At 70.0% G+C, this 22,140-nt stretch carries 14 protein-coding genes, 1 tRNA gene and 2 pseudogenes; 6 read left to right on the top strand and 11 right to left on the bottom strand.

The genetic code is table 11. From position 1 onward, the window contains the following. Positions 1–83: 83 nt before the first annotated feature. The 3 genes from ABT009_RS12420 to ABT009_RS12410 are packed head-to-tail and all read right to left on the bottom strand — an operon-like array spanning position 84 to position 5,170. Positions 84–2,216, bottom strand: coding sequence for an acetate--CoA ligase family protein (locus tag ABT009_RS12420; protein ID WP_351292467.1), 2,133 nt, complete (start codon positions 2,214–2,216; stop codon positions 84–86). 3 nt (positions 2,217–2,219) lie between these two features. Beyond that, the gene (gene frc, locus ABT009_RS12415; protein WP_351292465.1) at positions 2,220–3,473 is read right to left on the bottom strand and encodes a formyl-CoA transferase; all 1,254 of its coding nucleotides are present in this window, start codon (positions 3,471–3,473) and stop codon (positions 2,220–2,222) included. Between the two features lie 11 nt (positions 3,474–3,484). Continuing rightward, positions 3,485–5,170, bottom strand: a complete 1,686-nt coding sequence (locus ABT009_RS12410; protein ID WP_351292463.1) for a thiamine pyrophosphate-binding protein — start codon at positions 5,168–5,170, stop codon at positions 3,485–3,487. A 224-nt stretch (positions 5,171–5,394) separates the two neighbouring features. Between ABT009_RS12410 and sucC the strand changes: the two genes are divergently transcribed. The 3 genes from sucC to ABT009_RS12395 all read left to right on the top strand — a co-directional run bounded on the left by sucC (position 5,395) and on the right by ABT009_RS12395 (position 9,270). Further along, positions 5,395–6,555 (top strand): ADP-forming succinate--CoA ligase subunit beta, encoded by a 1,161-nt coding sequence (gene sucC / locus ABT009_RS12405; protein ID WP_351292461.1) that lies wholly within the window; start codon positions 5,395–5,397, stop codon positions 6,553–6,555. A gap of 12 nt (positions 6,556–6,567) precedes the next feature. Then, on the top strand, positions 6,568–7,452 hold the full coding sequence (sucD, locus tag ABT009_RS12400; protein WP_351292459.1) for a succinate--CoA ligase subunit alpha: 885 nt from the start codon (positions 6,568–6,570) through the stop codon (positions 7,450–7,452). 276 nt (positions 7,453–7,728) lie between these two features. Further along, positions 7,729–9,270, top strand: a complete 1,542-nt coding sequence (locus tag ABT009_RS12395; RefSeq protein ID WP_351292457.1) for an aldehyde dehydrogenase family protein — start codon at positions 7,729–7,731, stop codon at positions 9,268–9,270. A 50-nt stretch (positions 9,271–9,320) separates the two neighbouring features. Here ABT009_RS12395 and ABT009_RS12390 read toward each other — a convergent pair whose 3' ends face one another. From ABT009_RS12390 to ABT009_RS12365, 6 genes are all read right to left on the bottom strand, one after another. Further along, positions 9,321–10,793, bottom strand: a complete 1,473-nt coding sequence (locus ABT009_RS12390) for a purple acid phosphatase family protein (RefSeq protein ID WP_351292455.1) — start codon at positions 10,791–10,793, stop codon at positions 9,321–9,323. Beyond that, positions 10,790–11,953: an endo-1,3-alpha-glucanase family glycosylhydrolase gene (locus ABT009_RS12385; protein ID WP_351292453.1), complete on the bottom strand. Its 1,164-nt coding sequence runs from the start codon at positions 11,951–11,953 to the stop codon at positions 10,790–10,792. Before ABT009_RS12385 ends, ABT009_RS12390 begins: the two co-directional genes overlap by 4 nt. A 77-nt stretch (positions 11,954–12,030) precedes the next feature. After that, positions 12,031–13,050, bottom strand: coding sequence for a hypothetical protein (locus tag ABT009_RS12380; RefSeq protein ID WP_351292451.1), 1,020 nt, complete (start codon positions 13,048–13,050; stop codon positions 12,031–12,033). Continuing rightward, positions 13,047–14,354, bottom strand: coding sequence for an alkaline phosphatase family protein (locus ABT009_RS12375; RefSeq protein WP_351292449.1), 1,308 nt, complete (start codon positions 14,352–14,354; stop codon positions 13,047–13,049). Before ABT009_RS12375 ends, ABT009_RS12380 begins: the two co-directional genes overlap by 4 nt. Then, entirely contained in the window at positions 14,351–15,886 is a 1,536-nt protein-coding gene (locus tag ABT009_RS12370) for an ArnT family glycosyltransferase (protein WP_351292447.1), read from the bottom strand. The genes ABT009_RS12375 and ABT009_RS12370 overlap by 4 nt, the downstream gene beginning before the upstream one ends. Beyond that, the gene (locus tag ABT009_RS12365; RefSeq protein WP_351292445.1) at positions 15,883–18,426 is read right to left on the bottom strand and encodes a glycosyltransferase; all 2,544 of its coding nucleotides are present in this window, start codon (positions 18,424–18,426) and stop codon (positions 15,883–15,885) included. Before ABT009_RS12365 ends, ABT009_RS12370 begins: the two co-directional genes overlap by 4 nt. Positions 18,427–19,113: 687 nt before the next feature. Here ABT009_RS12365 and ABT009_RS12360 point away from each other — a divergent pair. Both ABT009_RS12360 and ABT009_RS12355 read left to right on the top strand, forming a co-directional pair. After that, on the top strand, positions 19,114–19,368 hold the full coding sequence (locus ABT009_RS12360) for an ANTAR domain-containing response regulator (RefSeq protein WP_351292443.1): 255 nt from the start codon (positions 19,114–19,116) through the stop codon (positions 19,366–19,368). Positions 19,369–19,538: 170 nt separating this feature from the next. Further along, a tRNA-Leu gene (locus tag ABT009_RS12355) sits at positions 19,539–19,623 on the top strand. Between the two features lie 114 nt (positions 19,624–19,737). Here ABT009_RS12355 and ABT009_RS12350 read toward each other — a convergent pair. After that, positions 19,738–20,297 (bottom strand): annotated as a pseudogene (locus ABT009_RS12350) (IS5 family transposase); the annotation flags it as partial. A gap of 172 nt (positions 20,298–20,469) precedes the next feature. Here ABT009_RS12350 and ABT009_RS47445 point away from each other — a divergent pair. Next, positions 20,470–20,620: pseudogene (locus ABT009_RS47445) on the top strand (IclR family transcriptional regulator); the annotation flags it as partial. Positions 20,621–20,642: 22 nt separating this feature from the next. Here the strand turns inward: ABT009_RS47445 and ABT009_RS12345 are convergent. Continuing rightward, positions 20,643–21,980 (bottom strand): TetR/AcrR family transcriptional regulator, encoded by a 1,338-nt coding sequence (locus ABT009_RS12345; RefSeq protein WP_351292441.1) that lies wholly within the window; start codon positions 21,978–21,980, stop codon positions 20,643–20,645. Positions 21,981–22,140 lie beyond the last annotated feature (160 nt).

Below are 22,140 nucleotides of genomic sequence, written 5' to 3'. Positions count from 1 at the left end.
CCGGCCGGCGCGCACCGCCGGCCGGCCCCTCCCTCGATCACCTCATCGACCGCCCCCCAACAGACCCGCCCCTCGACCGCGCCTCACAGTCGTCCCGCCGCCCGCGCCCACCGGTACTTCGCGCCGAGTACGGCCACCGGCTTCTCCGTCGTGTACGGGTACGCAACGACGCCCCGTTCGAAGAGGTATGCGCAGGCATCCTCGACCTCGACGTCGCCCGCGAGCGACGCCACAACCGGCTTCTCGATGCCGCGCTCGCGGAACTCGGCAACCACGCGCGCGGTGAGCTCCGCGAAGACCATCGGCGGCGTGACGATGGTGTGCCAGTAGCCCAGGATCAGCGAGTGGATCCGCGGGTCCTCCAAGCCGAGCCTGATCGTCGCCTCGTACGTCGACGGGGGCTCGCCACCCGTGATGTCCACCGGATTGCCGGCGGCACCGAAGGGCGGGATGAACTTCCGGAAGTCCGCGTCCAGATCGGACGGGATCTCCATCAGCTTCAGCCCGTTGTCGGTCACCGCGTCGGACAGCAGCACGCCCGAGCCGCCCGCACCCGTGATGATCACGACGTTGTCGCCCTTGGGCGTCGGCAGGACGGGCAGCGCACGCGCGTACTCCAGCATCTCGTTGAGGCCGGGCGCCCTGATCACACCGGCCTGCCGGAGAATGTCGTCGTACACGGCGTCGTCGCCCGCGAGCGCGCCCGTGTGGGAGCCGGCGGCCTTGGCGCCCGCCGCGGTGCGGCCCGCCTTGAGGACCACGACCGGCTTCTTCGGCACGGTGGCGCGTGCGGCCTCCACGAAGGCGCGGCCGTCCTTGAGGTCCTCCAGGTGCATGGCGATGCACTGGGTGTTGGGGTCCTCGCCGAACCAGGTGAGCAGGTCGTCCTCGTCGAGGTCCGACTTGTTGCCGAGACCGACGATCGCCGACACACCGGTCTTGGTGGCCCGTGCGAAGCCGAGGATGGCCATGCCGATGCCGCCCGACTGCGAGGTCAGCGCCACCCCGCCCTTGACGTCGTAGGGCGTGCAGAACGTGGCGCACAGGTCCTGCCACGTCGAGTAGTAGCCGTAGATGTTCGGCCCCAGCAGGCGCACCCCGTGGCGCTCACCGATCGCCACGATCTCCGCCTGCAGTTCGTGTTCGCCGGTCTCCGCGAAACCGGAGGGAATCAGTACCGCGTTGGGGATCCCCTTGCGTCCCACCTCCTCCAGAGCCGCGGCCACGAACTTGGCGGGGATCGCGAAGACCGCCACATCCACCTCACCCGGGACGTCGGTGACACTCTTGTACGCCTTGCGGCCCAAGATGTCATCGGCCTTGGGGTTCACCGGGTGGATCTCTCCGGAGAAACCGCCGTCGATGAGGTTGCGCATCACCGAATTGCCGATTTTGCCCTGCTCGTTGGAGGCGCCGATCACGGCGACCGAGCGGGGCTGCATCAGCCGGCGCATCGAAGTGAGCATCTCCGCGCGCGTGTAGGTGCGCCGCTGCTTGACCTCCCCCTCGGAGAGGATGACGCGGATGTCGGCGGCGACCGCACTCTCCGGTGTGGCGATCACCGGGTTGAGGTCCACCTCGGCGATCTCCGGGAAGTCGGTGACCAGCTGGGAGACGCGGCGGATCTGCTCGGCGATCGCCCACCGGTCGACGGGCTGCGCGCCGCGTACACCGCGCAGGATCTCCGCGGCCCGGATCGAGTCGAGCATGGACACGGCCTCGTCGGCGTCGACCGGCGCCAGCCGGAACGTGATGTCCTTGAGGACCTCGACGAGTACGCCGCCGAGCCCGAAGGCGACCACCTTCCCGAACGTCGGATCGGTCACCGCGCCGACGATGACCTCCTGGCCCTTCGGCAGCAGCTCCTGCACCTGCACGCCCTCGATACGTGCCTCTGGCGCGTACGCGCGCGCGTTCTCGATGATTTTGCAGAACGCGGCCCGCACGTCCGCCGCGCCCTGGACACCGACGATCACGCCGCCGGCGTCGGTCTTGTGCAGGATGTCCGGCGAGACGATCTTCAGGACGACCGGCCCGTCGAAGCGCGCTGCGAACGCCACGGCCTCGTCGACGTCCGTCGCCAGTTCCTCGCCCGGTACGGCGATTCCGTACGCGTCCGCGATCACCTTGCCCTCGGGAGCGGTCAGCGCGGTACGGCCCTCGGCCCGCACGGCGTCGAGGAGCGTCCGCACCCTCAGCACGCGGTCTTCGGCCATCAATCAGATCACTCCGTTCGACTTGAGCAGGCGCAGCTCTTCGTCGCCGAGGCCGAGCTCGCCGACGTAGACCTCTTCGTTGTGCTCGCCGAGCAGTGGCGAACTGACCACGTCCACGGGCGAGTCGGAGAGCTTCAGCGGGGAGCCGACGGTGGTGAAGCTGCCGCGCTCCGGGTGGCTGACCTCGACGACCATCTCGTTCGCGGCCAGCGACGCGTCCTCGATGATCTCCTTGGTGGACAGGATCGGGCCGCACGGGATGTTGTGCGCGTTGAGCTTCTCGAGCACCTCCCACTTGGGGAGCGTGGCCGACCACTCCTCGATGAGCTGGAACATCTTGTTGAGCTTGGGCAGCCGCGACTCCGGCGTCGCCCACTCGGGGTCGTCGGCCAGTTCCGGACGCCCGATGAGCTCCGTGATCGGCTTCCAGCCGACGGGCTGCACGATGACGTACACGTAGTCGTTCGGCCCGCCCGGCGCGCACTTGACCGCCCAGCCCGGCTGACCGCCGCCGGACGCGTTGCCCGAGCGGGGAACTTCGTCGCCGAAGTCCTCGTTGGGATATTCAGCCAGCGGCCCGTGCGCCAGGCGCTGCTGGTCCCGCAGCTTCACCCGGCACAGATTCAGCACCGCATGCTGCATGGCCACGTTCACGCGCTGCCCGCGCCCCGTGCTCACCCGCTGGTACAGGGCGGCGAGGATCGCTGCCACGGCGTGGATGCCGGTGCCCGAGTCGCCGATCTGCGCGCCCGTCGCAAGCGGCGGCCCGTCCTCGAAGCCCGTGGTCGACATGGAGCCGCCCATGGCCTGAGCGACTACCTCGTACGCCTTGAAGTTGGTGTACGGGCCGTCACCGAAACCCTTGATGGAGGCATAGACGATACGCGGATTGATCTCCTGGATGCGGTCCCAGGTGAACCCCATACGGTCCACGGCACCGGGGCCGAAGTTCTCGACCATGACGTCCGAGCGGCGGATCAGCTCGGTGAGGATCTCCTTGCCGCGCTCGGTCTTGGTGTTGAGGGTGATGCTCCGCTTGTTGCAGTTGAGCATCGTGAAGTAGAGCGAGTCGACGTCTGGCAGATCGCGCAGCTGCTTGCGCGTGATGTCGCCGGTCGGCGCTTCCAGCTTGACGACGTCCGCGCCGAGCCAGGCCAGCAGCTGCGTGGCCGAGGGCCCGGACTGTACGTGCGTCATGTCGAGCACGCGAATGCCGGAGAGAGCCTTGGGCGCCGTTTCCGTGATGGCGTCTGTCATGGCGGGACCCCTCACTTGTACATGGTCTGGTTCATGGTTCCGGGGGCGTACGCGTCCGGGTCGACCCACACGTTGATCAGCGAGGGCTTGCCGGACTCGCGGGCCCGCCGCAGCGCAGGCCCGATGTCGGCGGGGTCGCGGACCTCCTCGCCGTAACCGCCGAGCATCTGGGCGAACTTGTCGTAGTGGACGTCGCCGAGCGTGTTGCCGACGCGCTCGCGCTCCTCGCCGTACTTGGCCTTCTGGCCGTACCGGATCTGGTTCATCGAGGAGTTGTTGCCGACGATCCCGACGAAGGGGAGGTTGTAGCGGACGAGGGTCTCGAAGTCCCAGCCGGTGAGCGAGAAGGCACCGTCGCCGAAGAGCGCCACGACCTCCTTGTCGGGCCGCGCCTGCTTGGCGGCGAGGACGAACGGAACACCGACGCCGAGGGTGCCGAGCGGACCCGGGTCCATCCAGTGACCCGGCGACTTCGGCTGCACGACCTGCCCGGAGAAGGTGACGATGTCGCCGCCGTCGCCGATGTAGATCGAGTCCTCTGTGAGGAAGTCGTTGATCTCGCTGACCAGACGGTACGGGTGGATGGGCGAGGCGTCGGACTTCAGGCTCGGCAGCCGCTTCTCGATCGCGGTCTGCTCGGCGGCCCGCAGCTCGTCCAGCCACTCCTTGCGCTTGGACGCGCCCCCGTTGATGCGGCCGGACGCGGCCTCCGTCACGGACTTCAGGACCAGCCCCGCGTCGCCCACGATGCCCAGGTCGATGTCCCGGTTCTTGCCGACGGTCCGGTAGTCGAGGTCGATCTGCACGACCGTCGCGTCCGCGGAGAGCCGCTTGCCGTATCCCATACGGAAGTCGAAGGGAGTGCCGACGATGACGATGACGTCGGCGTTGGAGAAGGCGTACCGGCGCGACAGCTGGAAGTGGTGCGGATCGCCGGGCGGCAAGGTGCCGCGCCCAGCGCCGTTCATATAGGCGGGGATGTTGAGGGTCCGTACGAGCTCGATGGCCGCTTCGGTCCCGCGGGTCGTCCACACCTGGCTGCCCAGCAGGATCGCCGGCTTCTCGGCGTGCACCAGCAGGTCTGCGAGCTTCTCGATGGCCTCGGGGTCGCCGGCCGAGCGGGTCGAGGCCCGGTACTGCCCGGCCTTGGGGATCCGGGCCTTCTCCCGCGGCACCTTCGCGTCGAGCACATCGCGCGGAATCTCCAGGAAGGACGGGCCCGGAGCGCCGTGGTAGCACTCGCGGAAGGCCATCGACACCATGTCGGCCGCCCGCGCCGTGTCCGGCACCGTCGCGGCGAACTTGGTGATGGGCGTCATCATGTCGACGTGCGGGAGGTCCTGCAGCGACCCCATCTTGTGCTGTGTGTGCGCCCCCTGGCCGCCGATCAGCAGCATGGGGGACTCCGCGCGGAAGGCGTTGGCGACACCGGTGACGGCGTCCGTCGTGCCGGGCCCGGCGGTGACGACGGCGCAGCCCGGCTTCCCGGTGATGCGCGCGTAACCGTCGGCGGCATGGGCGGCCACCTGTTCGTGACGTACGTCGACGACCTCTATGCCTTCGTCCACGCAGCCGTCGTAGATGTCGATGATGTGGCCGCCGCAGAGCGTGTAGATGACCTCCACTCCCTCTGCCTTGAGTGCCTTGGCGACCAGATGCCCACCGGAGATGAGGTCCTGGCTGTTGTCGTCGGGCATGGCGAAGTCCTGTCCCTTCGTAGGGGAGTTGGGAGCACGGATGCGCTGCTCCCGGCTGCCGTCGCGGTAGATTGCATACAGTCGACGAATACTGTATGAAGCTTGTTATCCCGCATCCGGTGGGTGGTGTCCAGGGGGCGTGCGGCACTTTTCCGAGAGCCAGTCGAGGGCCATACGGGCAGCAGGCGTTGCTCCCCGAAAGGCCACGGCAGTCAGGAGCCGAGATGGACCTGTACGAGCACCAGGCAAGGCAACTCTTCGAGGAATACGGCATCTTGGTGCCGAAGGCCGAGGTCACGGACTCGCCCAAAGGGGCACGCGAGAGCGCACGCCGCCTCGGCGGCCGCGTCGTCGTCAAGGCCCAGGTGAAGGCCGGCGGCCGCGGCAAGGCGGGCGGGGTGAAGCTCGCATCCGATCCGGCGGCCGCCGAGTTGACGGCACGCCAGATCCTCGGCATGGACATCAAGGGCCACACCGTGCACAAGGTGATGCTGGCCCAACCGGTCGACATCGAGGCCGAGTTCTACGTCTCGTACGTACTCGACCGCGCGGCAGGAGGCTTCCTCGCGATCGCCTCCGCCGAGGGCGGCATGGACATCGAGGAGGTCGCCGCGACCCGGCCCGAGGCAGTGGCGCGCATCCCCATCGACCCGGCCGAGGGCGTCACGACAGCCAAGGCCGCACAGATCGCCGAAGCCGCAGGACTGCCCCCGCAGACGGTGGACGTCCTGGTCAGGCTCTGGCAGGTGCTGACCCGGGAGGACGCAGTCCTCGTCGAGGTGAACCCCCTCGTACGGACGGCACAGGGCCAGATCCTGGCCCTGGACGGCAAGGTCACCCTCGACGACAACGCACGCTTCCGCCGGTCGCGATGGGGTTCACAGGAAGCGACACACGACGAGGACCCGCTTGAGGCCGCGGCCGCCGCAAAGGGCCTCAACTACGTCAAGCTCGACGGCGAGGTCGGCATCATCGGCAACGGCGCGGGCCTGGTCATGTCGACACTCGACGTCGTCGCCGGCTGCGGCGCACGGCCCGCCAACTTCCTCGACATCGGCGGCGGCGCGTCGGCACAGATCATGGCCGACGGGCTGTCCGTGATCCTGTCCGACCCGGCCGTGAAGTCGGTGTTCGTCAACGTCTTCGGCGGCATCACCGCCTGCGACGCGGTCGCCGATGGCATCGTCCAGGCCCTGGACAGCGTGCACCTGACGAAGCCTCTGGTCGTGCGCCTCGACGGCAACAACGCCGTCCGCGGACGCGCCATCCTCGACGGGCGCGCCCACCCCCTCGTCCAGCAGGCCACCACCATGGACGGCGCCGCACGCCGCGCAGCGGCCCTCGCTAATGCCACCGCAGGCACCGCAACCATCTCGGACAGCTGAAGGAGACGGGATATGGCCATCTACCTGACCCAGGAGAGCAAGGTCCTCGTCCAGGGCATGACCGGGGCCGAGGGCATGAAACACACCCGCCGGATGCTGCAGGCCGGCACGAACATCGTCGGCGGCGTCAACCCGCGCAAGGCGGGCCGCAGCGTCCAGTTCGACGACCGGGCCGTCCCCGTCTTCGGATCGGTATGCGAAGGAATCGAGGCGACCGGAGCCGACGTCACCGTCGTCTTCGTACCGCCCGCGTTCGCCAAGGCGGCCGTCATCGAGGCCGCCGACGCCGGCATCGGACTCGCCGTCGTCATCACCGAGGGCATCCCCGTCCACGACGCCGTGGCGTTCCACGCATACGCACGCGCGCGTGGGACGCGCATCGTCGGCCCCAACTGCCCGGGCCTCATCACTCCGGGGCAGTCCAATGCCGGCATCATCCCGGCCGACATCACCAAGCCCGGCCGGATAGGACTGGTGTCCAAGTCCGGCACGCTCACCTACCAGCTGATGTACGAGCTCCGCGACATCGGCTTCTCCACGTGCGTCGGCATCGGCGGAGACCCCGTCATCGGCACCACGCACATCGACTGCCTGGCCGCGTTCCAGGACGACCCCGACACGGACCTCATCGTGCTGATCGGCGAGATCGGCGGCGACGCGGAAGAGCGGGCGGCCGCCTATGTGCGCGATCATGTCACCAAGCCCGTCGTCGCATATATCGCCGGTTTCACCGCACCCGAAGGCAAGACGATGGGGCACGCCGGAGCGATCGTCTCGGGCTCCTCCGGAACCGCGCAGGCGAAGAAGGAGGCGCTGGAGGCGGCGGGCGTCGCAGTGGGCAGTACGCCGACCGAGACGGCACGGCTGGTGCTCGCGCGGCTCGAAGAGGGAGCGTAAGAGGGAAGAAACGTGGCAGGTGAGGACGTCACGCGCTGAACGTGAATCGCCCCATTGCCCGGCCTGATGTCACCCTCAGTGGAGCGTGACGTCACTCATAGTTGAGTCGGGGCTCTGTCACCCACAACGGCGCCTCACTACCTTCCGCTTACGTGCGCACGTGCGTAAGCGGGAACAAACGCGGAGACGAGCGCGAACACCCACGCGGATCCGCGACGGAACCCGTACGAGCCATGCCCCCGCCCCCGACTGTGCACCGTGAGCGGAGAAAACCGAATGGCATCCACCCTCACCCTCAAGTCCGGAACGTCCTGGGACGACGCTTGGCAGCGCTGCCTGGCCGTCGCTCCCGAGGCCTTCCGGGACGACCGTGTCCTCAACCTCTGGGGCGCCGCCTGGCAGGCGGACGGCCGGGCGCTGCCCGCCACCAGCCCCGTCGACGGGAGCCCCATCGCGGGCCCGCCGCGCCTCGACTCGGCGACGGCCGGGCAGGCCGTGCGGGCCTCGCTCGACCAGCACCGGGCCTGGCGGCACATCGCGCCCGCCGAGCGGCGAGCCCGCGTAGCCGCCACCCTCGACGCCCTCACTCAGCACCGCGAACTGCTCGCCCTGCTCCTCGTCTGGGAGATCGGCAAACCGTGGCGGCTCGCGCAGGCCGATGTCGACCGTGCGATCGACGGCGTGCGCTGGTACGTCGACGGCATCGAACCCATGCTCGAAGGCCGGGCCCCGCTGGACGGTCCGGTCTCCAACATCGCGAGCTGGAACTACCCGATGTCCGTGCTCGTTCACGCAATGCTGGTACAGGCACTTGCGGGCAACGCGGTCATCGCCAAGACCCCGACCGACGGCGGCGTCTCCTGCCTCACCCTGGCCTGCGCGCTCGCCGCCCGCGAAGGGATTCCCGTCACCCTCGTGAGCGGCAGCGGAGGCGAGCTCTCCGAGGCGCTGGTGCGCGCCCCGGAGATCGGCTGCGTCTCCTTCGTCGGCGGCCGCGACACCGGCGCCGCGGTGGCAACCGCCGTCGCCGACCTCGGCAAGCGGCACATCCTGGAGCAGGAAGGACTCAACACCTGGGGCATCTGGAACTACAGCGACTGGGACAAGTTGTCGGCCGTCATCCCGAAGCTCTTCGACTACGGCAAGCAGCGCTGTACGGCGTATCCGCGCTTCGTCGTGCAGCGAAGCCTGTTCGACGAGTTCCTCGCCGCGTATCTGCCGGCCGCCCGCACGATCCGCATCGGCCACCCGCTCGCGGTGGAGCAGCCCGACGACCCGTTCCCCGAGCTGGACTTCGGGCCGCTGATCAACGCGACGAAGACGAAGGAGCTGACCGACCAGGTCACCGAGGCCATCGATCGGGGAGCCGTGCCGCTGCACCGCGGCTCGCTCGCCGACGGGCGCTTCCTCCCCGGCCAGGACACCTCCGCGTACTTCCCGCCGGTGACCCTGCTGGGCCCGCCCCCGTCCTCACCGCTGCACCACGCGGAGCCGTTCGGCCCGGTCGACACCATCGTCCTGGTCGACACCGAGGCCGAGCTGCTGGCGGCGATGAACGCGTCGAACGGCGCGTTGGTCGCCACCCTGTCGACCGACGACCCGGCGACATACGAGCGGCTGGCACCGCAGATCCGCGCCTTCAAGGTCGGGCAGAGCAAGCCGCGTTCGCGCGGTGACCGTGAGGAGCTGTTCGGCGGGTTCGGCGCTTCCTGGCGGGGTGCGTTCGTGGGCGGCGAGCTGCTGGTGCGTGCGGTGACGCAGGGGCCGGCGGAGGAGCGGCTGCCCGGGAACTTCCCGGACTACCACCTGATGCCGTAACGAACGGCCCACGGGATGATGCCGGGGCGGCGCGGGAGCCGCCCCGGTGGTCACGGCGTAAGGGCGTAGGTCCTGACGTCGAAGGTCTGCCCGAGGGAGTTGGTGGGCGTCACCGTCACCGAGGTGCCGTCCACCGACACCTTCAGGAAGTGGTAGACCTGCGCGTCATCCGTCGGCACGGGCGCGGCGCCGCACGCCGTGCCCCGGTCGCGGCTGTACGACCACCCGAGCGCGTAGGCGTCCGTGGCCGAGCAGCCGGTCGTTCCGACCGTGCTGACGTCGGCGCCTCCGCCGCCCGTCACATACGACACGGGGGTGGTCGAGTTGCGCTGGTAGATGTGCGAGTGGCCGTTGAAGACGAGGTCCACTCCGCTGTCGGCGAGCAGTGACTCGAGGCCCGCCAGATACGTGTCGCTCGGCTCGCTCTCGCTGTCCGAGTGCAGCGGGAAGTGGAAGAAGGCGAACTTCGGCCCGCTCGGATGCGCGGCCAGATCGGCCGCGAGCCACTCGTACTCGGCTGTGCCTGCCAGCCAGTGGGCATGCGCGTCCTGCTCATAGATCGCGCAGTGGGAACCGCACGGTCCGCCCGTCGCCTCACCCGTGTTGGAGTTCCCCCACGCGGCGTCGAGAACGTAGAAGCGGACGCCGCCGGTCGTGAAGGCGTAGTACGACGTCGGGTAGCTGATCGGATCCGACCCGAGGTACGACGGATAGTCGACCATGCCGAAGACTCCGCCCGACGCGGCCGTCACCGCCGGCTGCTTCCACACGGAGGTGAACGTGCCGGTCATGCTGTGATTGCCGACGGTCGCGAAGAGCGGGATCCGCATGCCGGGCTCCGCCCAGTAGGACGGACCGAACCAGGAACTGACATCCGGGCCGGTCTGGTTCAGATCCCCGTACTGGGTCTGCGAGGTGCCGGGATGCGTGATGTCGCCCGTCTGTACCACGAACCGCGCGGCGCTCTCGCCGATGAGGCGGTGCACATTCGCCTGGTTGACGTTCACCGAACCGTCGTTGACGCCGCTGTTCGTCGTCTCGCCGGTGTCGCCGAGCACCGCGAACGTGAACGGAGCGGTGGACCCGGCCGCCTCGGGCGTGGTGAACGACGGTGTGGGCAGCGAGCCCAGCAGATCGGTGCCGGAACCGGTGAAGATCCGATAGCAGAACGTGCTGCTCGCGGTCAGGCCCGTCAGTGTGAGCGTGTTGCCGTACTGCCGCTCGGAACCGACCGTGATGGGGTTGCCGAGCGTGGGAGACGTCGCCGTGTACGCCGTGCAGTCACCCGGCGGCCCGTAGCGGACCACGCTCCTGCTCTGCGTCGTGGTCGCCCAGCTGACCTGCACCGACGTGGTCGTCGCATCCGTGAGATAGGGCGCCCGCGTCAACTGCGCGTCGGCGCCGGGCAGATCGGCCTGCGCTCGTGGCGCAGACAGCAGCGCCGTACCCGCCCCCAGACACAGGGCGAGTACGGCGCAACGGGGGACAAGTGTGCGTCTGCGGCTGCTGCTGTCGGCGTTCATGTGGCTCGTTCCTTCCCGGTGGTGCCTGTGCGGCGCGCGCCTCGCGTTTCGCGCGCGCTCCTTGCCCGTCTCGTACGGGACAACCAGCCGACCCCGCCCACCAGCAGCACGACGGCTCCGGCGAGGCGAAGAAGACCTGGCCACACGCCGGGCGGCTCCCGGCGTGCCGACGACCCCGTGCCTGCCGACGCGGACGGCGCGACCGAGGCGCGCTGCGACGCGGACAGACCGCGGAGCTCCCGCAACTGGTCGAGCGCGCGCGTGCCGTGCGCCTGCGACGGCTCGACGTGCGAGTTCTCACTGAACTCGTTCCAGCTGATCAGCCCGAGCACATCGGGCCGCGACGCCACCGCGGCCGCGTACTCGGCGCGCAGCGTCCCGCCACCGGCCCGCGGCACCACCTTCGTGCCGCCCACCAGCCGCGCGTCGAAACCGGGTGCGAACGGCGCCATCCAGTAGCCGCCGGACGCATGCGCGGCCTCGGCCATCTCGCGGAGCTTCGTCTCGTGCCGGTCGTTCGTCGCCGGGTTGACCGACGACCAGTAGTAGGCGTCGCCGTCCGTGACGCCGGCGAGTCTGCGGCAGCCCTCCGGGTTCTTCTCGGTGCCCAGCACCAGCATCCGCCCGCGCACGGGCGCAGTGATGCGGGCGACCTCGGCGGTCGAGAACTCCCAGGTGCCGCTGAGGACGGTGAGCGGTTTGCCGCCGAGGCGGAAGAAGGCGGGATCGCGTGCGTAGCGGTCACGCAGCAGACGGAAGTCGGCGGCGATACGGGCGGGGGAGAGGGGACGGCGGTGGAAGTCGAGGCCCTGGTAGATCACCGCCACCTTGAAGTCCTGCCGCCGCGCCTCCGCCAGCAGCAGCTCCAGACGCCGGTTGTTGACCTCGCCGGACTTCCAGCTCACCACGAAACCGTCGATGCCCGCCGACCGGGCCCACGCGATGTGCGTACGGACCACGGAGGCGTCGTCGCTCGAGTAAGGGCCGAGCCGCGGATAGTCCGTCTTGGCCCGCTGCCAGGAGGACCGCTCGAACCACTGGTAGTAGTACGCGAGGATCGGCGTCCGGGCCTCGGCGGCGCCTGCGGGCGGCGGCAGCAGCCCGGCCGCCGTCGTCAGAGCCGCCAGTAAGGCCGTGACGACGAACAGGCGCGCCTTCAAGACGGATCCGCCGCCCCCGAGTGATCCGCCGCCCTTCATGGCGGATCCGCGCGCCCTCATGACCAACCCGTCGCTCTTCACGACGCACCACCCCGCTGTCTGCGCAGCCGCCGCCCCACGACGAGCAGCCCGCCCGCGACCCCGAGCACCGCACCACCCGCCAGGCCCAGATCGGTGCGGCTCACCACCCGCAGCTCGACGGCCTGGTTCCGCGACAGCCTGATCTGCTGGGCCGCTGTCAGCCCCTTCGCTCCGGTCACCTCCACCACGTACTGCCCATGCGGCAGGTCCCTGATCGTTGCCACCCTGTCGTCGCCGAACCGCACCGTGCGGACGGACCCGTCGGGCATCGTCACGCGTGCCGCGCGCCCGGCCGGGGAACCGAACACGGCGTCTTGCGCAGAGACGGTCAGGTCGTGGAAGGGCGTCGTGAACACCACCTTCCCGTCCTTGTCCGCGGCGGGGCTGAAGTGCTGCCGTCCGGCGTCCACGGCGTTGGTGCCGTAGGCGTCGGCCGCCACCAGCGTGTAGCCGACCTTGCGCGAGGTCAGGACACTCTTCCGGTACACGGGCAGCAGCCCCTCCAGCCACACCGGACGCCCCACCGGCAGACGCCGCGTGCGCCCGGTGTCGCTCCTGACCGTGACGTACGGGACCCGGTCGGAGGGCACCGGTCGCCCATCCTGATCGACGCAGCGCACGGTGATGCGGAAGCGGGCCGTGAACGCCGCCGTCACCGTGTAGTCCGCGCGCAGCGGAAGCCCCGCGACAGTCGTCCGGTACGCCTGGTCCGGGTCGCGCTGCCCGGCCCATCGCACGAACCGGAACTTCCGCCCCGCCTCACCGAGCCCGCTGTCGTCGACGGACAGCGTGTGGTCCGCGAAGTCGTGCGCCCCGGTGAACCGCGCCACTCCGTCGGCCCCCGTGCGGACCTCATGTCCGTCGAAGAGGAACCGCACCCCGGCCAGTTGCGGTGCCGTACGGACCGTGACGGTGACGGACCGCGCGCCGGGTGCGGCGACGGCGGGCGCGGATGTCGCACCCAGGCATCCCGATCCGACGAGCGCCGCCGTGACGACCAGCCCACGCCACCTCATGACGCACCACGCGCGCGTGCCGGCCCGTTTCGGCGCACCGGCCCCCGCTGCCCCCGCACCGCTCCGTACAGCAGCACGGCGACCACGGCCGAAGCCCCGCCGTACACCGCGTACACCGGCACCGGCGAAGGCCGCCGGGCCACAGGGAGCGCTGCCTGCCCCGCGTCGGCCGGAATGAGCTCCGCGCGCCGCGGCGGCGAGTCGAAGTCGAAGGCACCGGCCAGGCTCTGCGCCTTGGAGGCCCGGCCGCGGAGCGGCTCGAGGCCCCAGTTCTCTGTCACGAACCGCAGTGCGCTCGCCGCCTCAAGCCGCGTGTGATCCACCTTGCCGCGCGCCGCGTACGGGCTGACCAGCAGCGCGGGCACCCGCAGCCCACGCCCCGCCGGCGGCTTCACATGGTCGTACCAGCCGCCCGACCCGTCGTACGACCACAGGAGCGCCGACGAGTCCCAGTACCGGCTCAACATCAGCTGCGTGCTCAGCTCGCGCACCAGCCGCTGCCCGGCCGGGATGGAGCGCCCGGAGCGCTCGCTGGCCCCCGACGACGCGATGTACGCCACCGCGGGCAGCGTGCCGTGCTCCAGGTCCCGGTAGTACTCGGAGAGATCGGCGATGTGGGACTTCAGCTTCGGGTCGTCGACGAAGCGCGGGATGTCGAGCAGGGGCACGCGGACGGTCTGCGTGGCCGGGTCGGACGGGGATGTCGTGCGGTATGTCTTGGCCGGGTCGTAGTTCTGGACGTAGAACTTCCAGCTCACTCCGGCCTCCTCCAGCCCGTCGAACACGGTGGGGCCCGTAAGGTCGGCACCGCCTGTCACCCAGTGCGCGCGATTGGTGCGGGTGCCGTCCAGCGACGAGGCGAAGAAGTGGTCGAAGAGGGTGTAGCGGTCGGCCGCGTTCCAGTAGAAGGGCAGCGTCCGCCGGTCGTAGTGGCCCATCGCCACCCGTCCGTCGCGCCCCTGTCGTTCGAAGGCGGAAACGAACGAGTCCATGCGGCCGCCGCTGAACTGCCGTTGGACGAGTCGCGGACCAGCACCCGGCGAGACGGGGGTCGACTCGCGCAGCGGATAAGGGGCGACGACACCGCTGTCCGGGTCCTCCGGATCGACGTACTGGCGCGCGTCCGCAGGGAGCCCGTCGGCTCCCGGATACGTACCGAAGTAGTGGTCGAAGGTGCGGTCGCCCTGCATGAGATAGACGAAGTGGCGAATGGGCGTGCGGGTCGGGCGGGTCGTCGAAGCCCCGGCGGTATCGGAAAGCCCCATGACGAGCAGGACGAGAACGGCGACCAGCACTCTCCTCATGACGCCCTCACTCGATAGATCACCACGACTCGCACGCCGTCCGCATTGCGCGCCGTGAACACCGCGTCCCCGTGGTAACGGCTCACCAGCTCCCGGAGCTTGGCGGTGAAGAAGGGAGTGCGGCGGGCCGTGTACGCGTCCCATACGAGGTACTGGAAGCGGCCGTCGCGCAGCGCCCGGTCCGGGTTCGGGACGGGCCGGTAGCTGGGGTTGCGGCGGTTCGGGTCGGGCGACACGGACAGCGCGGAGACCGGTCGCAGGCCGTAGTACTGCACGACGTTCGCCATGGACGGACCGATGGCGAGCAGCCGCGCGCCCTCCGGAGCATGCTCGCGCACCCACAGCCCCGCCTCCCGCCCACCCGGAAGCCCGCCGGTTCCGGCCAGAAACCGGGTTCCCGTGGGCGGCTCCGTCCGCAGCCACGACGGAACGGCCAGCGACGCGACGACGACGCACACAGCCGCGGCCGCCGCGGTCCGCTGCAACCGCACGACCCGCGGGAACGACGTCAGCGTCCGCCCCGCCAGCACCGCGAACACCGGTGCCGCGGGAAGCAGATACTGGAAACCCTTCACCGGCCACACCGTGAAGAACAGGGCCGGCACGACCACCCAGCACACCAGCAGCCGCTCCCGCCAGGTGTTCTCACGCCGCAGCCACACCAGCCCGGCCAGCGCCGCCGCAACCGCCAACGGCCCTATCGCCCAAGGCACTTCGGTCAGATAAAAGCTGTACGGATGGTTGGCTCGCCGGAACAGCTGCCACAGCAGATAGTTCCCGCCCGCCTTCGAATGCCCGGCGAGCAGCTGTGACAAGGGATGCGCGACTGCCACCACGCCCACAGCACCCAGCGCCGGCAGCAGATGACGCCACCGCATCCGTACCGCGGGCGTGAGCGCGAAGAACGCGTACAGCGAGCCGAGCAGCACGATCGACGTCTCCTTGGCGAGCACCGTCAGACCGAGCATCCCGCCCGCGGCGAGCAGCCAGCGCGGGGTGGGCGACTCCGCGTACCGCACGACGCAGTACAGCGCCCCCGTCGCGCACAACGTCATCGGCGCGTCCAGCAGCACCTGACGGCTGACGACGACGTGGTACGGCATCACCGCCAGCAGCAGCGACGCCACCACCGCAGCCCTGCGCCCGTACAGCCGGTGGGCCAGCGCATACGTCAACGCGACCGTCGCCACGCCCAGCAGTGCAGGAACGGCGCGCGCCGCCCAGTCGCCGGGGTGCACGCGCAGCGCGAGCGACACCAGCGACTGGAACAGCACCGGGTGGGCACGGAACACGGGGAACAGGGAGCCGAGTTCGTCGTCCCCCGCCAGCGACGCCGACGTGCCCGCGTACACCGCCTCGTCGCTGTTGAATCCGGTGGCCGTGAGCCGCTGGAAGCGCAGGAAGACCGCGACGAGCAGCACCGCGATGAGCGGTGCCGCCCGGCGCAGCGCTGCCCGGGCCCCGGTGCCGGGAGGGAACGGCACCGGGGCGGCGCGGGGTGCCCCGGTGGGGAGCAGAGACCGCTCGGTCATGCGGCGGAACCGGCGGCGCCGGGCGCCTGGACCGGCCTGTGCCACAGTCCCCACCGGGGCCATGCCTCGGCCGGCGCCGTCCCGGCGGGATCCGCCGCGCCCGTTCGGGCCGCTTCTGCCTGCGCTTCGTCCGCGAGCAGGCGGGGGATCTCGTCGGCCCAGCCGAAGCTGTCTGAGGCGAGCACCCGGGTCCGTACGCCCTTGAGGAACCCGGCGAGGATCTCGCGCTCGCGTTCACGCAGTTCGGCGTAGTCCATGCCGTTGATACGCAGCGCGGGCGCGAGATAGCGGTAGGGCGGGAAGCCGTACGCGTCCTCGGTGTTGACCAGCATCCGCTCCAGCGCGGTGGTGTGGTCGAGGTCGCGCAGGCCGGGCGTACCGCGCTCGATGACGAACAGGTCCCGCACCTGCGTACTCGACCCCAGACGGCACGGTACGAGCCGGTCGACGCTGTACTTCGGCGGCGGGATCAGGATCTGGGTGATCGCGTTGATGCCCATGATCGGCAGGTTGAAGCGGGACAGCATCAGGGCGATTGAGCGGCCGCCCTTGGAGTGCAGCCGCGACTGGAAGTTGAGGCGGCGCCACTCCTTCTTCGTCAGGTCGTCGGCGTGCACGGCGCGCAGGGTGTGCGAGCTGATGGTGAGCGGCTTCGGGAAGCACACGGCGTTGCCCGTCGCGTCCACCACCGTCATGTCGTCGGACAGGAACCGCCCGCCGTGCTCACGCAGCAGCCGCAGGATCGTCGCGGTCTTGCCCGTGTCGGTGAGCGCCGACAGCATCACGCCGTGTCCGTCGAGCTCCACGCATGCGGAGTGCAGCAGCATGCGGCCGCGCGAGATCAGTACGAAGCGCAGCAGGGCCTCGACCACGTTCGTGTAGACGACGTGCGGGGAACGGGCCAGCAGCGGCCCGACCTCGACGGTGATCGGCGGACCGAGCCGGACGCTGAAGTTGGCGCCGAGGCGTCCCAGATGCTCCTCGTAGCGCAGCGCCGCGGGCTCGCCCGGTCCGCCGAGGTCGCCGTGCTCGGTGAGCGCCGCCCGCCGCCGCGGCCTGCGCCGCCCGACGTCACCCACGCGCACCGCGATGTCGACGTCCGCGTCCGGGACCCACTGTGCGCGGAAGAACTCGAGCTCGGGCAGCCGTATCTGCGAGCCGATGGTGACGGTTCCGGCGATGTCGTAGCGGTACGGGAGGTAGACGGACCGCTTCTTCGCGGGCTGCTGCGCGTCGGCGGCCGGCAGACCCTCCGGGTCGACCAGCATCCTGACCGGGTCCCGGCGCTGCGCGCGGGCCTCGCCTCCCCGGTAGATCATCCGGTCGCTGACGAGGAAGCGCAGCAGGAAGAGGAGCACGAGGGTCAGGGCATTGGCGGTGAGCACCCCCGCCCCCGCCAGCACCAGCCACTGCAGCACGGGCAGCCGTGCGAGGAGCAGCAGGTTGTTCATCGCGAAGAAGCGCCCGGCACGCCCGTACCAGGTGCCCTTTCGCTGCTCCTTCCGATATACGGCGGCATCGGTGAGGGCGAAGTTCCAGGCCGTCGAGAACTGGGTGGCCAGCGCCGCACCCACCAGATGATGGACGCCGAGCACCTCGAAGAAGAGCCACAGCGCGGCCGTGTTGACGGCGATACCGGAGAGCCCCACCGCCCCGAAGGCGGCCATCCGCAGCAGCTGCCGCTGCCCGCCGGCCACACCGCGACGCAACCGCCCCAGATGCCGTACGAACGCGAGCCCTTCTCGTAGCGAGGCCTTGGACCGGCCCGCCTCGCGCGGCGCGAAGGAGTACGCGACCTCGGCCACGCGGGCGGCGGGATGCCGCACCAGAATCTCGAGGAGGATCTTGAACCCGACCGGGTTGAGCCGACCGGGATCGATCGCGTCCTTGCGGAAGGCGAAGAGCCCGCTGAGCGGGTCGCTCACGGTGGCGAGCCGGCGCGGAAAGGCGGCCTTGACCAGTCGGGTCGCGCCGGACGAGGTGGCCTGGCGGGTGGCGCCCGAAAGCCCCCCGGACGCACCCGCGCCCGCGTACCGGGTGCCGACGGCGATGTCGACGCCCTCCCGCATCGCCGTCCTGGCCAGCAGCGCGGCGGCCCCCGGCGGATGCTGCAGATCACCGTCCATCACCAGCACCCACTCGCCGCGGGCCGCCCGCATCCCGGCGACGACGGCGCCGGACAGACCGCCTCCGCGGCGGCCGGACGGCCGGTGCAGGACGCGTACGGCGACGGGGCAGCCGGGTGCGAGAGCGCTGATCTCGTCCACTGTCCCGTCGTCGCTGTCGTCCACGAAGAGGATCTCCGCGCCAAGGGGCGCGACCGCAGGTCCGAGCCGGTCGAGGAGCAGCGGCACGCTCTCCTGCTCGTTGCGGGTGGGCACGAGAACGGTGAGCCGGGGTGGCGCCGCTTGATCGCCGGAAGCGCCGCCGCCGACGTCCCAGACGTGAGGCGCGGTCTCCGAACCGCCCTCGGAACCCGTGCGTGCATGGGCCGCGCCGGACGGCGCGCCGCCCGCGCGGGCATTGACGACTTGAGCCATGGAGTCCCCCCTGAAGACGGGCCCGCCTACCGCCGATTGCACAGGGACAGCGCGACGGGCACCGGAGACACCGCCCGCGAACAGGCGGGCGGGAAGAAGTGAGCGGTGACCCTCGCGGCGTACGGTCTCGACGCGGCGTGGGGACGTACGGGTACGCACCGGATATGGCGGTGCGCACCGGGCTCCACGGTCAGGAGCAGGAGCCAGAGGCTAGCAGTGGAACTGGGAGATTCGCCGGGCGTTCCCGCTGTATCCGGCGGTAATTAGCCTGCTGTTAACCGGCGTTGATCACACGGGGCGCAATGATCGCTGTGGACCCCAGAGGTCTCGCGCGTCCTGTGGGTACGCAGATCCACGTACGGCGCGATTACACGGCCGTGAATCTCTGCGCATTCTTCACGACTTCCCAGCCGAATCCTTCGTTCCGTGACAACCATGACGGGCATGCCGACCGACGCTTCCGCCGCCTTGCCGTCCCGGCCTGCCGGGTCCGCGGGGCTCGCCAGGGCCGATGGGTCCTATGGGTCCGCGGGGCCCGCCCGGGCCGCTGGGTCCCATAGGCCTGCTGGGTCCGCTGGGGCCGATGGGGCCAGGGCTGGGTTCACTGGGGCTGCCGGGCCAGGTGGGCCCGCTGGTTTCGCTGGGTCCGACGGTGCTGGGGATCATGCCACCACGCCGGTGGAGGCGATGCGCTCCGTCCTCCGTCTGCTCGACGCCCTGGAGGTACTCAGGACAGAGAACCGTCAGCTCAAGGAGGCCCTGGAGGGTCGTGCCCTCATAGAGCGCGCCAAAGGCATGCTCATGGCGAGCCACGGCTGCGACGAGGCGACCGCCTTCCAACTGCTGGTCCGCCTCTCGCGGGAACAGCGTCGCAAGGTCCGGGCGGTGGCGGAGGACTTCGCGGTGCGGGGCGTGCCGCTGCCGGTGCGGCCGGTCCCCTGAGCCCCCGCGGTCGTAACCGCCGGATCACTCAGCGTGAGAGTCCGGGACGCAGTCCCGCGCTAGTCGTATCCCGAGCTCACCGCACCGATACGCAGGTGAAGGGCACTCCGAAACCTTGGTATTGTTGTCCATGTCGCCGCGGGGAACACCACGCGAACGACAGACACCTAGTCCGGGTGGCGGAATGGCAGACGCGCTAGCTTGAGGTGCTAGTGCCCTTTATCGGGCGTGGGGGTTCAAGTCCCCCCTCGGACACAGAATTTTCACCAATGGAATGGTGGTCGGGAGCGATCTCGACCACCGTTTTGCGCTGTGCGGGCTGGTAGGTCATGGACAGCCCGAGCGCTCGGTACAGCTGGTTCTTTCGGCCGGTCTCGGCATTACGCAGCGTGTCCGTAATGTTTCCGGCCGCATGAACGGCGGAGCGTCACCCCACTGTCCGGGGGTTATCAGAACGGCCAGCGGGCGACGGCCGCTGTCACTCGCCAGATGAATCTTCGTCGTGAGGCCACCCCGTGAACGGCCAACCGCCTCAGCGATGCTCGGAGGGCGACGGCGCCGCCTCGGCACCCCGGCTGGCCGGCGACGAGCCCCGGCGGCATGCTGATGGGCACGGCACACCGTGGGGTCCACGCTCCAGTCGATCCGGCCCACGGTGTCGGGGTCGGCTTGGACGGCGCGCAAGATCCTCTCCCACGTGCCGTCTGCGGACCACCTGCGATGCCAGTCATAGACCGTCTGCCAATCCCGAAGCGGGACGGCAGATCCCGCCACGGCAGGCCGGTCCGCTGCCGGAAGAGAATCCCATTGATCACGCGCCGGTGACACTGTCAACGCCCGCATCGCCCACGGTTCCTCGGCAGATGCGGTTCCAGCTGAGCCCACTCGACATCGGAAAGATCACCGCGCCCTACATCAACCGGAACGATTCATCCCCCGGGGAGTTACTCGACCCATCGGACGAGACAGGTCTGCGCCCTGGTAACGCTCGCCACGGTCCTGACACTGCGTGAGGCCTACCGCGCTCCCCTGCCGGAGTGACCCCAGTCGCGGGCGGCACATCCCCTGTGAGGTGCCGCCCGCGTTGCGTAAGAGGAGTAGGAGGCAGCCCTCGGCGTCGGCTGCATCGCTGCCGCAGCCGTCTCCGCACTCTCGATCGCCGTACCCCGGCCCGGTATCACCTGCGCAGCTCGCGCCAGCGGAACGGACCGCTGCGCTGGGGCTTTCGCGGGTGCTGCGGACGGGGGTGTGATCGTGCCGGACGGGCTGAATTCTCAGCCCGCCGCAAGCGCCGGCGCTGCGTCGGTGATGATCGCCTCGATCATGTCGACGATGACGTGGACGAAGGTCTCGAGGTCCCAGGAGTCCCCGACCTGCTCCGCGATGAACAGGCCGTCCGAGATGGCCATCAGCAACATCGCCAGCGTCAAAGGCAGTTCGGGGTCGCGGGCCGATGGCCCCTCGCCGAGGTTCGCGGAGAACCATTCGGCCATCGACTCCAGGACGCGGCGCCGGATGTCGAGGAACAGCACGCGGGCGGTCGGTTCGGTCTCGCGCTGCTCCAGCGTCAGCATGTGGCCGATCCGCATGAAGTCCGGCGCCGCGGCGAGGCTGCTCAGGGACCGGGTGAGGGTCGCGCGCAGACCCGCCGCCCGCCCGGCCGGTTCGACGACCGGCTCCCACGTGGCCTGCCCCGCCGACCACTGCTCGAAGCTGTGCTCCAGGACCGACGCGAACAGCTCGTCCTTGTCCTTGAAGTACCAGTACAGGGACGAAACCGGCAGTCCCGAACGCTTGCAGACGCGCGCGATGCTCGTCCCCTCGTAGCCCCGTTCGGCGGCGATCTCGGCGGCCGCGGAAAGGATGCGCAGCCGGGAGTTGTCCCCCTCCGGTCCGGACGAGGCGGTAGCCGCAGGCGAGTCGGCGGCGCTCCGGCCCGGATCCCCGGCGATCCCGGGAGGGAGTGCGGCGCGGGCCCGCACACGGTCCACGAGCAGGTCGGCCGCGGCGTCCAGCCCCACCGCGAACATGTGCAGCAGCCGCGTGAAGTCCCAGTCGCCGTGGGCCCGGGCGGCGAGGAAGAAGCCGTCGGTGGTCGCGACGTTTAGCTGTGCGAGGATGCGCGGAATCGCCGGGGCGTCGTCGAGTACTTCTGCGGGCAGCACCCTGGCCCACCAGCCGGCCACCCGCTCCAGACTCTCGCCACGGACCTGCAGGAACCGCGCCCTGGCGGCGGGCTCCTTGGCGAACTTGCCGAGAGCCAGCATCAGCCCGAGCCGCCAGAACTCCGGCTTGCCGATGAACGCCTGGTCGACCTGGCGCAGCAGGGCCTGCAGGGTCTCGCCGCGCCGCTCCGGCGCCGCGGCGGAGTCCCAGTCCGGCGCGTGCTCGCGCCACGCGCGGTAGCTGTGCTCCAGGACCGCCGCGATCAGCCCGTCCTTGTTGCCGAAGTGCCAGTAGATCGAGCTCGCGGGCAGGCCGGTCCGCTCGGTGACGAGTGCGACGGACGTGCCGTCGTAACCGCGTTCGGCGGCGATCTCCAGGGTCGCCTCGAGTATCCGCTTGCGTGACTCGTCGCCCTGTCGGTGGGTGCGCTCCGTCTTCCTGGCCACGTGCTTCTTCTATCACGTGGGTCCCTGGTCGAGCGGCCCTCCGGTGCTCTGCCGGGGTCCCGGGCGGAGCGGCCTTCGGGGAGTTTCCGTGCAGATCCTTCCGCCGGACCCCTTGCCAAGCACTCCGAGCGGGTCTAGGTTTCCGGCTCGTGAACTCCCT

The organism is Streptomyces sp. NPDC002896 (assembly GCF_040295225.1).
In the GTDB taxonomy this organism is placed as follows: domain Bacteria; phylum Actinomycetota; class Actinomycetes; order Streptomycetales; family Streptomycetaceae; genus Streptomyces.
The sequence above is the reverse complement of the archived record's forward strand: the minus strand, read 5'-3'. Positions and strand labels throughout refer to the sequence as shown.